14 protein-coding genes, 1 pseudogene and 1 riboswitch are annotated in these 12,990 nt (G+C 59.9%); of the genes and pseudogenes, 10 read left to right on the top strand and 5 right to left on the bottom strand.

What is annotated here, in order from left to right; genetic code table 11:
- From D8V06_RS16670 to purM, 3 genes and pseudogenes are all read right to left on the bottom strand, one after another.
- Positions 1–138, bottom strand: a pseudogene (locus tag D8V06_RS16670) (DUF3108 domain-containing protein); the annotation flags it as partial.
- Between the two features lie 8 nt (positions 139–146).
- Positions 147–797 carry a phosphoribosylglycinamide formyltransferase gene (gene purN, locus D8V06_RS16665; protein WP_056852948.1) on the bottom strand — a complete coding sequence of 217 codons (651 nt, stop codon included), beginning with the start codon at positions 795–797 and terminating at the stop codon, positions 147–149.
- Positions 797–1,855 (bottom strand): phosphoribosylformylglycinamidine cyclo-ligase, encoded by a 1,059-nt coding sequence (gene purM / locus D8V06_RS16660; protein ID WP_034146362.1) that lies wholly within the window; start codon positions 1,853–1,855, stop codon positions 797–799. Before purM ends, purN begins: the two co-directional genes overlap by 1 nt.
- 383 nt (positions 1,856–2,238) lie before the next feature.
- On the opposite strand from purM, the gene D8V06_RS16655 reads away from it, so the two are divergent.
- From D8V06_RS16655 to D8V06_RS16630, 6 genes are all read left to right on the top strand, one after another.
- A complete protein-coding gene (locus D8V06_RS16655) occupies positions 2,239–3,300 on the top strand; it encodes a DUF2066 domain-containing protein (protein WP_130905253.1) in 1,062 nt (353 codons plus the stop codon).
- A 36-nt stretch (positions 3,301–3,336) separates the two neighbouring features.
- Positions 3,337–4,410: an AI-2E family transporter gene (locus D8V06_RS16650; protein WP_056852946.1), complete on the top strand. Its 1,074-nt coding sequence runs from the start codon at positions 3,337–3,339 to the stop codon at positions 4,408–4,410.
- Between the two features lie 219 nt (positions 4,411–4,629).
- Positions 4,630–5,334, top strand: coding sequence for a DnaA regulatory inactivator Hda (gene hda / locus D8V06_RS16645; protein ID WP_056852945.1), 705 nt, complete (start codon positions 4,630–4,632; stop codon positions 5,332–5,334).
- A gap of 227 nt (positions 5,335–5,561) precedes the next feature.
- Complete coding sequence (locus tag D8V06_RS16640) at positions 5,562–6,206, top strand: NlpC/P60 family protein (protein ID WP_056852944.1); 645 nt, start codon at positions 5,562–5,564, stop codon at positions 6,204–6,206.
- A 164-nt stretch (positions 6,207–6,370) separates the two neighbouring features.
- Entirely contained in the window at positions 6,371–6,907 is a 537-nt protein-coding gene (locus D8V06_RS16635) for a C40 family peptidase (RefSeq protein WP_056852943.1), read from the top strand.
- An 18-nt stretch (positions 6,908–6,925) separates the two neighbouring features.
- Positions 6,926–7,579, top strand: a complete 654-nt coding sequence (locus D8V06_RS16630; protein WP_130931337.1) for a class I SAM-dependent methyltransferase — start codon at positions 6,926–6,928, stop codon at positions 7,577–7,579.
- Between the two features lie 21 nt (positions 7,580–7,600).
- On the opposite strand, the gene D8V06_RS16625 is transcribed toward D8V06_RS16630, so the two are convergent.
- The gene (locus D8V06_RS16625) at positions 7,601–8,914 is read right to left on the bottom strand and encodes a sorbosone dehydrogenase family protein (RefSeq protein ID WP_056852941.1); all 1,314 of its coding nucleotides are present in this window, start codon (positions 8,912–8,914) and stop codon (positions 7,601–7,603) included.
- A gap of 68 nt (positions 8,915–8,982) precedes the next feature.
- Positions 8,983–9,567 carry a hypothetical protein gene (locus D8V06_RS16620; protein ID WP_130905255.1) on the bottom strand — a complete coding sequence of 195 codons (585 nt, stop codon included), beginning with the start codon at positions 9,565–9,567 and terminating at the stop codon, positions 8,983–8,985.
- Between the two features lie 149 nt (positions 9,568–9,716).
- A riboswitch (cobalamin riboswitch) is annotated at positions 9,717–9,947 on the top strand.
- Positions 9,948–10,028: 81 nt separating this feature from the next.
- Between D8V06_RS16620 and cobO the strand changes: the two genes are divergently transcribed.
- From cobO to D8V06_RS16600, 4 genes are all read left to right on the top strand, one after another.
- Positions 10,029–10,640: a cob(I)yrinic acid a,c-diamide adenosyltransferase gene (gene cobO, locus D8V06_RS16615; RefSeq protein ID WP_056852939.1), complete on the top strand. Its 612-nt coding sequence runs from the start codon at positions 10,029–10,031 to the stop codon at positions 10,638–10,640.
- Between the two features lie 10 nt (positions 10,641–10,650).
- Positions 10,651–12,066, top strand: a complete 1,416-nt coding sequence (locus tag D8V06_RS16610; protein ID WP_130905256.1) for a cobyrinate a,c-diamide synthase — start codon at positions 10,651–10,653, stop codon at positions 12,064–12,066.
- Positions 12,063–12,713, top strand: coding sequence for a 5,6-dimethylbenzimidazole synthase (bluB, locus tag D8V06_RS16605; protein ID WP_130931336.1), 651 nt, complete (start codon positions 12,063–12,065; stop codon positions 12,711–12,713). Before D8V06_RS16610 ends, bluB begins: the two co-directional genes overlap by 4 nt.
- The coding region (locus tag D8V06_RS16600; RefSeq protein ID WP_177434440.1) for a cobalamin biosynthesis protein at positions 12,710–12,990 on the top strand (281 nt) is incomplete at its 3' end. The genes bluB and D8V06_RS16600, both read left to right, overlap by 4 nt.

Genomic DNA, 12,990 nt, shown 5'->3' with positions numbered 1-12,990 from the left:
CAGGCTGCGTTCGGCGGTGCCGCTCATGGGCAACTGCTTCCAGTCGGCGGTGTAGCTGGCGGAGAAGGGTTGAAGGTCTGCGGCCTGCGCGAATGGCAGGGCGAGCAGAGCGCAAGCGAAGAGCAGGGCGCGACGCATAAAATCTCCTAGGTTCGAATCAAGTGGCCGCTGGCGGCGAGTAACTGTCCATCCAGTAAAGCACCTTGCTCACCGAGTGATAACCGGCCTTCGGCAAACCAGCGTACGGCCATCGGGTAGATCAGGTGTTCCTGAGCGTGGACTCGCTGCGCCAGACTTTGCGGCGAGTCGTGCAACTCTACCGGTATTACTGCCTGTACGACCAGTGGTCCGCCATCGAGTTCCTCGGTGACAAAGTGCACGGAGCAGCCGTGCTCGGTGTCACCGGCCTCCAGCGCGCGCTGATGAGTGTGTAACCCTTTGTATTTGGGTAGCAGCGAGGGATGGATATTGAGCAGGCGACCCTGGTAATGACGGACAAAGCCAGCGCTGAGGATGCGCATGAAGCCGGCCAGTACCACGAGTTTGGGATTGAAGGCGTCGATCAGTTCGATCAGCGCGGCGTCGAAGGCCTCGCGACCTTCGAAAGCCTTGTGATCCAGTGAGCGGGTGGCGATACCCGCATCACGGGCGCGTTGCAGGCCGTAGGCGTCGGCTCGGTTGGAAATCACCGCAGCGATGCGGACCGGGCTGTCGCCGGTCCGCGTGCTGTCGATCAAGGCCTGCAAGTTACTGCCGGTGCCGGAGAGCAGCACCACGACATCACAGGTGGCGGACATCAGTGCGCCTTAAGGTTCTTCAGTTCAACCTGAGCCGCGCCTTCGGCAGCGGTGGAGATCTGACCGATGACCCAAGGCTGCTCACCGGCTTCACGCAGAACGTTCAGGGCGGTTTCCACGTGCTCTTGAGCCACGCAGATGACCATGCCCACGCCGCAGTTCAGCACGCGGTGCATTTCGTTCTCGTCGACGTTGCCTTTCTCTTGCAGCCAGTCGAACACCGCCGGGCGGGTCCAGCTCGCTACGTCAACGACTGCTTGGGCGCCTTTTGGCAGCACACGCGGGATGTTGTCCAGCAGGCCGCCACCGGTGATGTGGGCCATGGCTTTGACAGCGCCGGTTTCCTTGATCAGCTTGAGCAGCGGCTTCACGTAGATGCGGGTCGGGGCCATCAACAGATCGGTCAGCGGTTTGCCGTCGAGCTGGGTGTTCTCGATGTCAGCACCGGAGACTTCGATGATCTTGCGGATCAGTGAGTAACCGTTGGAGTGCGGGCCAGAGGACGGCAGGGCGAGCAGGGCATCGCCGGCAGCGACCTTGGAACCGTCGATGATTTCGGACTTTTCCACGACGCCGACGCAGAAACCGGCCAGGTCGTAGTCTTCGCCTTCGTACATGCCTGGCATTTCAGCGGTTTCGCCGCCGACCAGCGAGCAACCCGACAGTTCGCAGCCAGCGCCGATGCCGGTCACGACCTGAGCGGCGGTGTCGACGTTCAGTTTGCCGGTGGCGTAGTAGTCGAGGAAGAACAGCGGCTCGGCGCCGCAAACCACCAGGTCGTTGACGCACATGGCAACGAGGTCGATGCCGATGCTGTCGTGTTTGTTCAGGTTCAATGCCAGGCGCAGCTTGGTGCCGACGCCGTCAGTACCGGAAACCAGCACAGGCTGCTTGTAGCCGGCCGGGATTTCGCAGAGGGCGCCGAAACCGCCCAGGCCGCCCATGACTTCCGGGCGCGCAGTGCGCTTGGCGACGCTCTTGATGCGTTCGACCAATGCTTCACCGGCGTCGATGTCTACACCGGCGTCCTTGTAGCTCAGGGAGGGTTGCTTGCTCATGATCCAGGCCTTTAGGGGGGATTCAGGGGTAACGACCGAGTCCAGCGGGGCCGCCGAAATCGACGAAGGCGATTGCCTCACGCGAATTTCGAAAGTGCCCGGCTGTTGCCGGTCTGCGAAGGCGCGCGATTTTATCAGGCTTGAAGGGCAGCGGCCATCCTCAGGCCGACGGCAGGGACATATCCGCCTAAAAAAACCTTAATTATTCCGGGTTGATGGCATCCTGCTGACCTGTGCAAGGTATCGTCATTAACCGTCTATCGTTATGACAGTGCGAAAACTTACCCAGAGCGTGTGAATGTTTTGCGCCGGGCGATGGTCACAGCCTTGCTCGATGTCTTCATGCGGTCTGTTCCAGCCGCTCTTGTCGTCAGGAATCTTCCATGCGTTTTTGTAAATTCTTGTTTGTAGGCTGTTTGTCATTGTTCAGTCTGGTCAGTCATGCCGAAACCGTCAAAGGCCTTTATCAAGTGCGCGAGCCGGTCAGTGGCCAGGCGCCGGAGGAGCGTGATCAGGCGACCCAACGCGCGCTGGATACGCTGGTGTTGCGCCTGACCGGCGATCCCAAGGCAGTGCAAAGTCCGGGGCTGGCGGCGATTCGCAAGGATCCGCAGCAAATCATCAGTCAGTTCGGCTTCGACGCCGGGCCACCGGAAGTGCTGAAAGTCGATTTCGATCCGGCATCTACCGAGCAGGCGCTGCGGCGCGCCGGGCTGGCAATGTGGGGCGCCAATCGACCCTCGATACTCAGTTGGTGGTTGATCGATTCCGCAGAGGGCTCGAGCCTGGTGGGCGACGGTCAGGCCAGCGCCGCACCTTTGCGCAGGGCGGCGCAACATCGCGGTTTGCCGCTGCGGTTACCGCTTGCCGATCTGAACGAGCAGATCGTCGCCACGGCGCCGAATCTGGAAAGCGCTGATCCGGCACCGCTACGTGGGGCGTCGGAACGTTACAATGCCGACGCGTTGCTCGCGGTGCATGCCCGGGAAGAGGGGGGGCAGTGGCAAGCCAAGTGGCGTTTGTGGCTGGGCGATCAAAAGGAGGCGGGCAATGTTCAGGGGGCTGATCAGGCGGCCTTGGCGGATGCAGTGATGTTGGCGGTCAATGAGCGCCTGGCGCCGCGGTTTGTTGCCAAGCCGGGAGCGTCGTCGCAGCAGTTGCTGGAAGTGCAAGGCATGAACCTTGAGCGCTATGCAGTGCTTGGGCGTTTGCTGGAGCCTTTTGCCGGGCGCCCGCAAAGTGTCGACGGTGACCGGATCCTGTATCGGGTCAACGGCAGTACCGATCAATTGCGTGCGCAATTGTCCCTGGCGAAGTTACAGGAGGTGACGGATGCACCGGTAGCTGCCGTTCCCGTGACGCCGGCTCAGCCTGCGGCGGGCGGTTCTGCTCCTGCCGTAGCGCCAGCCCCGGCCCCGACCCCGCAATTACGTTATCGCTGGTAGATTTTCTTTCTTTATATAGAAGCAATGGAGTGGTTCATGGCCGATACGCGGCGTTGGTTCTGGTTGGGTGCAGTAGTCCTGCTCTGCGCGTTTATCTGGCTGTTGCATCCGATTCTCACGCCGTTTCTGGTGGCGTTGTTGTTGGCATATCTGTTCGATCCAGTGGTGGATCGGCTGGAAAGGGCCGGACTGTCGCGGACCTGGGGCGTGATCACGGTATTCGCGTTGTTCACCCTGATTGTCACCGCGCTGATGCTGGTGTTGGTGCCTATGCTCGCCAAGCAGCTCTTGCGCTTATATGAATTGGCGCCACAGATGCTCGATTGGTTGCAGCACACTGCGTTGCCATGGGCGCAGTCAAAGTTTGGCTTGTCGGAGGGTTTCTGGAAGTTTGACAAGCTCAAGGCGGCCATCAGTGAGCACATGGGGCAGACCACCGATATTGTCGGGGTGGTGTTGAGTCAGGCGACGGCCTCGGGGCTGGCCCTGATTGGCTGGCTGGCGAACCTGGTATTGATCCCGGTGGTGAGTTTCTACTTGCTGCGCGATTGGGATCTGATGATGGCCAAGATCCGCAGCCTGCTGCCGCGTGATCGCGAAGAGCGCGCAGTGTCCCTGGCCGGCGAATGCCATGAAGTGCTGGGCGCGTTCGTGCGTGGGCAGCTGCTGGTGATGGTGGCGCTGGGCGCAATCTACGCCGCGGGCCTGATGCTGGTTGGTCTGGAGTTGGGGTTGCTGATCGGTTTGATTGCCGGACTGGCCGCGATTGTGCCGTACATGGGGTTTGTGATCGGGATTGGCGCGGCGCTGATCGCCGGGCTGTTCCAGTTCGGTGGCGATCTGTATCCCATGATCGGCATCGTCGCGGTGTTCATGGTCGGTCAGGCGCTGGAAGGCATGGTCCTGACGCCGTTGCTGGTGGGGGATCGAATCGGCTTGCACCCGGTAGCAGTGATCTTCGCGATTCTGGCCGGTGGTGAGTTGTTCGGGTTTACCGGCGTTCTGCTGGCACTGCCGGTGGCTGCGGTGATCATGGTGCTGGTGCGCCATGTGCATGATTTATATAAGGATTCAGAAATTTACAGTGGCGTTGACGAGCCTGAGCTATAAAGGAAGGCGCGGGCAGCCCGGGTCGCTCCCGGGTTGCCCTGCACCTTCCATTGGATTGTTGCCCGCAGCGCCAAAGAAACTGTCATAAAACCAGAGCGCTAACGCAAACCTTTGATTTTGCTTGTGGTCTGTCGCATTGTGCGGTCGGCTTCACGGGTATAAACTTCGCAAACTTTACACAGAGGCCACTAACGGTTCCTTTGGAACTGTTCAGTCAGCATGAAACCGATTCAGCTGCCCCTAGGTGTGCGTCTGCGTGACGACGCCACCTTTATCAACTACTACCCAGGCGCCAATGCCGCTGCACTCGGCTATGTCGAGCGGCTGTGCGAAGCCGATGCTGGCTGGACCGAGAGCCTGATCTATCTCTGGGGCAAGCATGGAGTGGGGCGCACGCATCTGTTGCAGGCCGCATGCCTGCGATTCGAGCAGATGGGTGAACCGGCGGTTTATCTGCCGCTGGCCGAATTGATGGACCGCGGCATCGAAATTCTCGACAACCTTGAACAGTATGAGCTGGTCTGCCTGGATGACTTGCATGCAGTAGCCGGCAAGGCGGATTGGGAAGAAGCACTGTTCCATCTGTTCAATCGCCTGCGTGACAGCGGTCGACGCTTGCTGATTGCGGCATCGACGTCCCCGCGCGAGTTGCCGGTGAAGCTGGCGGACCTCAAATCCCGCCTGACTCTGGCGCTGATCTTTCAAATGCGCCCGCTCTCCGACGAAGACAAATTGCGAGCCCTGCAACTGCGAGCATCCCGTCGCGGCCTGCACCTGACCGACGAGGTCGGGCATTTTATTCTGACCCGAGGTACCCGCAGCATGAGTGCACTTTTCGACCTGCTTGAGCAGCTCGATCAGGCCTCGCTTCAAGCCCAGCGCAAGCTGACAATTCCCTTCCTTAAAGAGACGCTGGGTTGGTAGTTGAACCCGCTAAATTAAAGGCTTCAAGCGCTCTCTGGCATATTTCAGGCGCCAGAAAATCCGCTTTCCCGCATGGCTGCAGGCTGCGTCAACATTCAAAATAGGCTTAAGCGCTTAGATGTTAACGAGAAACCGATAAGTCACAAAAAGTTCGATTGAATTTGCAAATGAGGTTGATAGCGGGCATAGTCTCGGCTTCTTTACAACTATCAGCCACGGTCGTGCCCATGCTAAATCGCTTTGCACCCCTCGTGCCCCTCGCACTCGTTACCCTGTTGTTCGGTTGCGCTGCCCATACTCCGGTGTCCCAGCAGCAACAACAGCAGGTTCAAAACTCTGTTACTGCCCAAGCTTCCGCTCGTTATCAGGAAGCTCTTTATCAAGAAGAAGTCGCCACCGAAAAAGAACTGGCCAACTTCGCCGATGGCAAGTCCTACCAGCTGCCGGTTCTGGCAGACAGCATTCTCGAACGCGGCATGTCGCTGATCGGTACCCGTTACCGTTTTGGTGGTACCTCTGAAGCCGGTTTCGATTGCAGCGGTTTCATCGGTTACCTGTTCCGTGAAGAGGCCGGCATGAACTTGCCGCGCTCGACTCGTGAAATGATCAACGTTGACGCGCCACTGGTTTCGCGCAGCAAGCTCGAACCGGGCGATCTGCTGTTCTTCGCAACCAATGGCCGCCGTGGTCGTGTCAGCCATGCCGGGATCTATCTGGGTGACAACCAGTTCATCCACTCCAGCAGCCGCCGCAGCGGTGGTGTGCGGATCGATAGCCTGGGCGACAGCTACTGGAGCAAGACCTTCATCGAAGCCAAGCGTGCACTTGCCATGGCCCCCGGTGCCGCTCCGATCGTCACCGCACGCAAGTAAACGGACTTTTTGTAAGGCGAACTTAAAGTCTTACTTGAAGTTTGCCTGATAAGCGCTAGAATTCTGATCAATCAATGATGGCAAACCGCCTGCGTACTGCGCAGGCGGTTTTCTTTTCTGCGTCCCGGCAGAAAACGCCGCAGCCAGATCAGGATGCTCTGCTTATGACGATGTCGGCCCGCCTCGCAATCATCTTTATCGCAGCACTGCTCAGCGCTTGCGCCAGCCGCACACCGCCACCAGCGCCGGTGGTTCGTGCTCCAATCGTATTCGGTCCCTCCCAGGCTTTTTCGCCAGAAGCGCAAGACGTGCTGTTTCGCGCGTTGGGCCTGGTAGGCACGCCCTATCGCTGGGGCGGCAACACGCCGGATTCCGGCTTTGATTGCAGTGGCTTGATCGGCTATGTGTACCGTGATGTCACCGGAATTTCCTTGCCGCGCACCACGCGCGAGATGATCTCCATGCAGGCGGCCAATGTCGGCAAGGAAGGTTTGCAGACCGGTGACCTGATCTTCTTTGCCACCAATGGCGGTTCCCAGGTCAGCCATGCCGGGATTTACGTGGGCGAAGGCCGTTTCGTCCATGCGCCCGCCACGGGTGGTACGGTCAAGCTCGATAGCCTGTCCAAAGCGTATTGGCAGAAAGCCTACCTGAGTGCCAAGCGCGTTCTGCAGCCAGAACATCTGGCGCGCAATCCCTGATGGCTTGAGGTTGTCGATATGACTGCTCGCACGCTTAATCTCGACGATGCGCTGTATCAATATCTGCTCGATGTGTCCCTGCGCGAGACGCCGCTGCTCAAGCGTTTGCGCGACGAAACTCAGGCATTGCCGATGGCGCGCTGGCAGGTAGCGCCCGAGCAGGGACAGTTCCTCGCGTTACTGGTGAAACTCACTGGAGCACGACGAGTGCTGGAAATCGGCACCTTCACCGGATACAGCGCCCTGTGCATGGCTGCAGCCTTGCCTGAAGACGGGGAACTGATCTGCTGTGACATTCCTGGGGATTACAACGCCATCGCGCGTCGCTATTGGCAGGAAGCCGGACTGGTCAAGCGCATCGATCTGCGCCTGGCGCCTGCGCTGGAGACGCTCGGCAAACTCGATCAGCCTGGCGAATTCGATTTGATTTTCATCGATGCCGACAAGGCGAACTACCCAGCCTATCTGGAGCATGCATTGCGCTTGCTGCGTATTGGCGGGCTGGCGGTATTCGACAATACCCTGTGGAGCGGCCGGGTACTTGAGGACAACCCCGAAAGCGCAGACACCCGCGCCATTCAAACGCTCAATCGAGCGTTGAAGGATGACGCGAGGGTTGATCTGTCATTGTTGCCGCTGGGAGATGGGCTCACGCTCTGCCGTAAACGCTAGAGATCACAGGCTTGGGGACGTTTACTGGGTCGCAGACACCCGCCAAACCTTGTTCCCCACATCATCGGCCACCAGCAGGCCTCCTTGCTGATCGATCACCACACCCACTGGCCGGCCCATGGCTTTCTCATCTTCGTTGAGGAAACCGGTGAGCACATCAATCGGTTGTCCCGTTGGCTTGCCAGCGTTGAATGGCACAAAAATCACTTTGTAACCGCTGTGCGGCTTGCGGTTCCAGGAGCCGTGCTGACCGATAAAGGCACCTTCCTTGAATTGCGCCGGCAACGTGTTGCCTTCGGCGAACGTCAGGCCGAGCGAGGCGGTGTGCGGGCCGACGGCGTAATCCGGCGCAATGGCCTTGGCGACCAGATCGGGGTTTTGCGGTTCGACGCGTACGTCTACGTGCTGGCCGTAATAGCTGAACGGCCAGCCATAAAAGCCGCCGTCCTTCACGGAAGTGATGTAATCGGGCACCAGATCGCTACCGATTTCATCTCGCTCGTTGACTGCCGTCCACAGCGCCCCGCTTTGCGGCTCCCAAGCCATGCCATTGGGATTGCGCAGGCCAGAAGCAAAGATCCGGTGATTGCCGGTGGCGCGGTCCACTTCCCAGATGGCCGCGCGTCCTTGCTCCTGATCCATGCCGTTTTCGCCGACATTACTGTTGGAACCGACCGTCACGTACAACTTGCTGCCGTCCCGGCTGGCAATGACATTTTTGGTCCAGTGGTGATTCAGCGTACCGCCGGGCAGGTCGACCACTTTGATCGGCTGCGACTTGATCGTCGTGTCGCCGTTTTCATAATGGAAGCGCAGCAGGCGATCAGTGTCGGCCACGTAGAGGTCGTTACCCACCAGCGTCATGCCGAAGGGCGAATTGAGGTTTTCCAGGAAGACCGTGCGGGTTTCGGCAACGCCATCGTGGTCCTTGTCTCTGAGCAGTGTGATGCGATTCGCACTTGGTACACCCGCCCCGGCGCGGGCCATGACTTTCTTGGTGATCCAGCCCTTCACGCCTTTGTTGTCATCGGGCTTGGGCGGGGCATTGGTTTCAGCGACCAGTACGTCACCATTGGGCAATACATACAGCCAGCGTGGATGGTCGAGATTATCGGCAAATGCGGCGACTTGAGTGCCGCTGGCCGCTACGGGTTTTACGCCCTCCGGCCAGCCAATGGCCGGGGCGATGTTCATCGTCGGGAACAGTGTTTTGTTGGGTTCGGGCAACTTGGGTGACGGGCCGGTGCCGTCGGAGACTTGCAGTCTGGAGGTTTCACCACAAGCGACGAGCCCTCCGGCGAGCGCGATAACGAGAACGTACTGAGGTTTGCGCATTGCTGATCTTCCCTATGAATGCCTTGATTTAATCATAGAGAAGCCGGGATGCCGGATGGTTCAACGCTTCAGCCGCGAGCCTCCTTGAACAGCACCGCGATGCCGGGATGATACTGGCCCGCTTCGTTGTGCAACTTGCGATAGGCGTATGGGAAATACCAGGCCACCGCGCAGGTGTGTTCCTTTTGCAGGTCGTCGACCATGTCCTGGAGCTCTTCGGGTGTGGCGCCATGTTGGGTTTTATGCGGCGCCACGAACAGGCAGCCAAGCTTCAGGTCGCTGGCGTAGCTGATGCGTTTGGCCTCGCTGGTGATGTCTTGCAGCGCCTGGGCGAGGTTCAGATTGTTGACCCGTGGCCAGCGCTGAGTGGCCTGGAGCCAGGCGCGGGCTTCGGTGGTGGCGATGAACAGGTCGGCCCGGCCGTTGCGCTCGCCTTCTTCTATCTGTTTGCGCGTGGGCGATTGCTGGAGGGTAATCATCTCGGCCATCCAGGCCGCGGAGGAGAGCAGGCCTAGGTTGGCTTTTTCGTCCAGCCAATAGGGCGTTTCATTGTCGCCGCGTACAGCGTTGTAGCGATCGATGCAGTCAAACCAGCGCTCCAGCACCGGTCGCAGGAATTCCAGCTTCGGATTGCTGATGATCAAGCCTTGCATGGTGCTCACCCTTATTATTGTGTGGTGTTATGGCTCTTTGATATCACTGCTGAGAGTGTGGCACAAGATCGCCATCAGATTATTGATCGCAGGTAGTTATTCACTTGTGCGCCCTGTCTTCAATTGACGCTCCACCCCCAACCCTCTAACCTTCGCGGCTTGTTTCAGGTGCTCTGTGGCTCGGGTCGACAGAGTGAAACAGGGAAGTCGGTGAGCGAGCGCATCAAGGGTGATGAGCCGCAATCCCGACGCTGCCCCCGCAACGGTAAATGAGTGAAAGACTGCGCCTTTAGCCACTGTGTCGACTGACATGGGAAGGCGCGCAGTCAGGCGCAAGCCGCTCATGAGTCCGGAGACCGGCCTGATTCATCCAAGCGGCATCACGGTGGGCGATGCCAGGCTTCTTGCCGTCTATTCTTGTGCCTGCCCGCCGTTATCCAGCCTCAACGGAGAGCTCCCCCATGACTGATACCCCTGATCGTGACGAACGTCATCTGGCGCGCATGCTGCGCAAAAAAGCTGTGATCGACGAACGTATCGCCAATTCCCCGAATGAATGCGGGCTGTTGCTGGTGCTGACCGGTAACGGCAAAGGCAAGAGCAGCTCGGCGTTCGGCATGCTTGCGCGATCCATGGGCCATGGCATGCAGTGTGGCGTGGTGCAGTTCATCAAAGGGCGTAACAGCACCGGCGAAGAATTGTTCTTCCGACGTTTTCCCGAGCAGGTGCGATTTCATGTGATGGGCGAGGGCTTCACCTGGGAAACCCAGGATCGCCAGCGTGATATCGCCGCGGCCGAAGCGGCCTGGGCTGTTTCGCAGGAACTGCTGCGTGATCCGTCCATCGGCCTGGTGGTGCTGGACGAACTGAACATCGCCCTCAAGCACGGGTATCTCGATCTGGACCAGGTGCTCAGTGATTTGCAGGCGCGCCCGGCGATGCAGCACGTGGTGGTGACCGGTCGCGGCGCCAAGCCTGAGATGATCGAGCTGGCCGACACCGTCACCGAGATGGGCATGATCAAGCACGCCTTCCAGGCTGGTATCAAAGCGCAAAAAGGCGTCGAGCTGTGAGTCGCACTGTATGAATAGCGCTCGTCAATGCCCGGCGGTACTGATTGCCGCGCCGGCCTCCGGTCAGGGCAAGACCACGGTCACCGCCGCGTTGGCCCGTTTGCATCGCAATCAGGGGCGCAAGGTGCGCGTGTTCAAATGCGGCCCGGACTTTCTCGACCCGATGATTCTCGAGCGCGCCAGCGGTGCGCCGGTGTATCAACTGGATATGTGGATGGTCGGCGAGCAGGAAAGTCGTCGGCTGTTGTGGGAAGCCGCGGCTGAAGCCGATCTGATCCTGATCGAAGGCGTGATGGGATTGTTCGATGGTACGCCGTCGAGTGCCGATCTGGCGCGGCACTTCGGTGTGCCGGTACTCGCTGTGATCGACGGCACCGCCATGGCCCAGACTTTTGGAGCACTGGCCCTCGGGCTGGCGCGTTATCAGGCGGACTTGCCGTTTGCCGGGGTTCTGGCCAATCGTGTCGGCACCCTGCGTCACGCGCAATTGCTCGAAGGCAGCCTGACCGAAGGCTTGCGCTGGTACGGTGCCTTGTCCCGGGAAACCGGGATCGAATTGCCGAGTCGGCACCTGGGGCTGGTACAGGCCAGTGAGTTGAATGATCTCGATGTGCGTCTGGATGCTGCCGCCGATGCCCTGGCCAGCAGTTGCGAAGTGGCGTTACCGCCGGCCGTGGAATTCGCGGCGCCCGACGTGATCGCGGCCGAACCGTTGTTGGCCGGTGTGCGGATTGCCGTGGCCCGGGACGAAGCCTTTGCCTTTACCTATGGTGCCAGCCTCGATCTGTTGCGGGCGATGGGTGCCGAGTTGCGGTTTTTCTCGCCGATTCGCGATGCCGATTTGCCGCAGGCCGACAGCCTGTATCTGCCCGGTGGTTATCCGGAATTGCACCATGTGGCATTGGCGCAAAATACTTCGATGCTGAACGCCATTCGCGCGCACCATGCCGCGGGCAAGCCGCTGCTGGCCGAATGTGGCGGCATGCTTTATCTGCTCGATTCGTTGACCGACGTCGAAGGCACGCGCGCCGAGCTGGTCGGTTTGCTCAGCGGTGACGCGGTGATGCAAAAGCGCCTCGCCGCGCTGGCCTTGCAAGCGGTCGAGTTGCCGGAGGGTTCGCTGCGTGGACATACGTATCACCACTCGCTGACGACCACCGATTTGACGCCGATTGCCCGTGGCCTGAGCCCTAACGGCGGGCGCGGGGCGGAGGCGGTTTTCCGCGAGGGGCGGATGACAGCGTCGTATGTGCATTTTTATTTTCCGTCCAACCCATCGGCAGTCGCCGCATTGTTTGCGCCTGACCTTGAAACCGCTATCGCTGCGATGCGGCGACCGGACAAATCAGCCCCCACAGTGAGCGGTGTGATACCTGAAGAAATGCAATTCCCTGTGGGAGCTGGCTTGCCAGCGAAGAGGCCATGACCGACAACGCCTTTTCCGACGTCGAACGCGAAGCGGTTTATCGCGCCATCGCCGAACGCCGCGACATGCGCCACTTCAGCGGCGGTACTGTCGAACCCGAATTGCTTCGGCGTCTGCTCGAAGCCGCGCATCAGGCGCCCAGTGTCGGCCTGATGCAGCCCTGGCGTTTCATCCGCATCAGCGATCGAGATTTGCGCGGCAAGATCCAGCGACTGGTGGAAGACGAACGTGTGCGTACCGCCAAGGCTCTCGGTGAGCGCACCGACGAGTTCATGCAGCTCAAGGTCGAAGGCATCAACGAGTGTGCCGAAGTGCTGGTGGCCGCACTGATGGATGGCCGCGAGCGGCACATCTTCGGTCGCCGCACCTTGCCGGAAATGGACCTGGCGTCGTTGTCCTGCGCGATCCAGAACCTGTGGCTGGCGTCCCGTGCCGAAGGATTGGGCATGGGCTGGGTTTCATTGTTCGAACCGCAGGCGCTCGCCGACCTGCTGGGCTTGCCCGCCGGTGCCAAGCCGTTGGCGATCCTGTGCCTGGGGCCGGTCAAAGAGTTCTATCCGGCGCCGATGCTGGTGCTCGAAGGCTGGGCGCAGGCACGTCCACTCAGCGAAATGTTGTATGAAAATTATTGGGGAGTGAGTCAATGAGTGTGGCGTTATTGAGTGTCGCCGCAGTGGCGCTGGATGCGCTGCTGGGCGAACCCAAACGCTGGCATCCGCTGGTGGCGTTCGGCCGTTTTGCCGAGCGCATCGAGCAACGTTTCAATGGCGGTGGCCGTGGCTGGCGCAGCCATGGCGTGACGGCGTGGGTGATCGCCGTGTTGCCGCTGACATTGTTGGCCACGGCCTTTTCCTGGGCGCCTTATGTCGGCTGGATCGTCGAGATTCTCGCGCTGTATTGCGCCCTCGGCATGCGCAGCCTCGG

Origin of the sequence: Pseudomonas sp. Sample_24 (genome assembly GCF_004307605.1) — a bacterium.
GTDB lineage: Bacteria > Pseudomonadota > Gammaproteobacteria > Pseudomonadales > Pseudomonadaceae > Aquipseudomonas.
This window is presented reverse-complemented; position numbering and strand designations above follow the sequence as displayed.

Excerpts from the sequence above, each read along its gene's own strand:
- purN (WP_056852948.1), bottom strand. The coding sequence starts at position 797 with ATGTCCGCCACCTGTGATGTCGTGGTGCTGCTCTCCGGCACCGGCAGT.
- purM (WP_034146362.1), bottom strand. The coding sequence starts at position 1,855 with ATGAGCAAGCAACCCTCCCTGAGCTACAAGGACGCCGGTGTAGACATC.
- D8V06_RS16655 (WP_130905253.1), top strand. The coding sequence starts at position 2,239 with ATGCGTTTTTGTAAATTCTTGTTTGTAGGCTGTTTGTCATTGTTCAGT.
- D8V06_RS16650 (WP_056852946.1), top strand. The coding sequence starts at position 3,337 with ATGGCCGATACGCGGCGTTGGTTCTGGTTGGGTGCAGTAGTCCTGCTC.
- hda (WP_056852945.1), top strand. The coding sequence starts at position 4,630 with ATGAAACCGATTCAGCTGCCCCTAGGTGTGCGTCTGCGTGACGACGCC.
- D8V06_RS16640 (WP_056852944.1), top strand. The coding sequence starts at position 5,562 with ATGCTAAATCGCTTTGCACCCCTCGTGCCCCTCGCACTCGTTACCCTG.
- D8V06_RS16635 (WP_056852943.1), top strand. The coding sequence starts at position 6,371 with ATGACGATGTCGGCCCGCCTCGCAATCATCTTTATCGCAGCACTGCTC.
- D8V06_RS16630 (WP_130931337.1), top strand. The coding sequence starts at position 6,926 with ATGACTGCTCGCACGCTTAATCTCGACGATGCGCTGTATCAATATCTG.
- D8V06_RS16625 (WP_056852941.1), bottom strand. The coding sequence starts at position 8,914 with ATGCGCAAACCTCAGTACGTTCTCGTTATCGCGCTCGCCGGAGGGCTC.
- D8V06_RS16620 (WP_130905255.1), bottom strand. The coding sequence starts at position 9,567 with ATGCAAGGCTTGATCATCAGCAATCCGAAGCTGGAATTCCTGCGACCG.
- cobO (WP_056852939.1), top strand. The coding sequence starts at position 10,029 with ATGACTGATACCCCTGATCGTGACGAACGTCATCTGGCGCGCATGCTG.
- D8V06_RS16610 (WP_130905256.1), top strand. The coding sequence starts at position 10,651 with ATGAATAGCGCTCGTCAATGCCCGGCGGTACTGATTGCCGCGCCGGCC.
- bluB (WP_130931336.1), top strand. The coding sequence starts at position 12,063 with ATGACCGACAACGCCTTTTCCGACGTCGAACGCGAAGCGGTTTATCGC.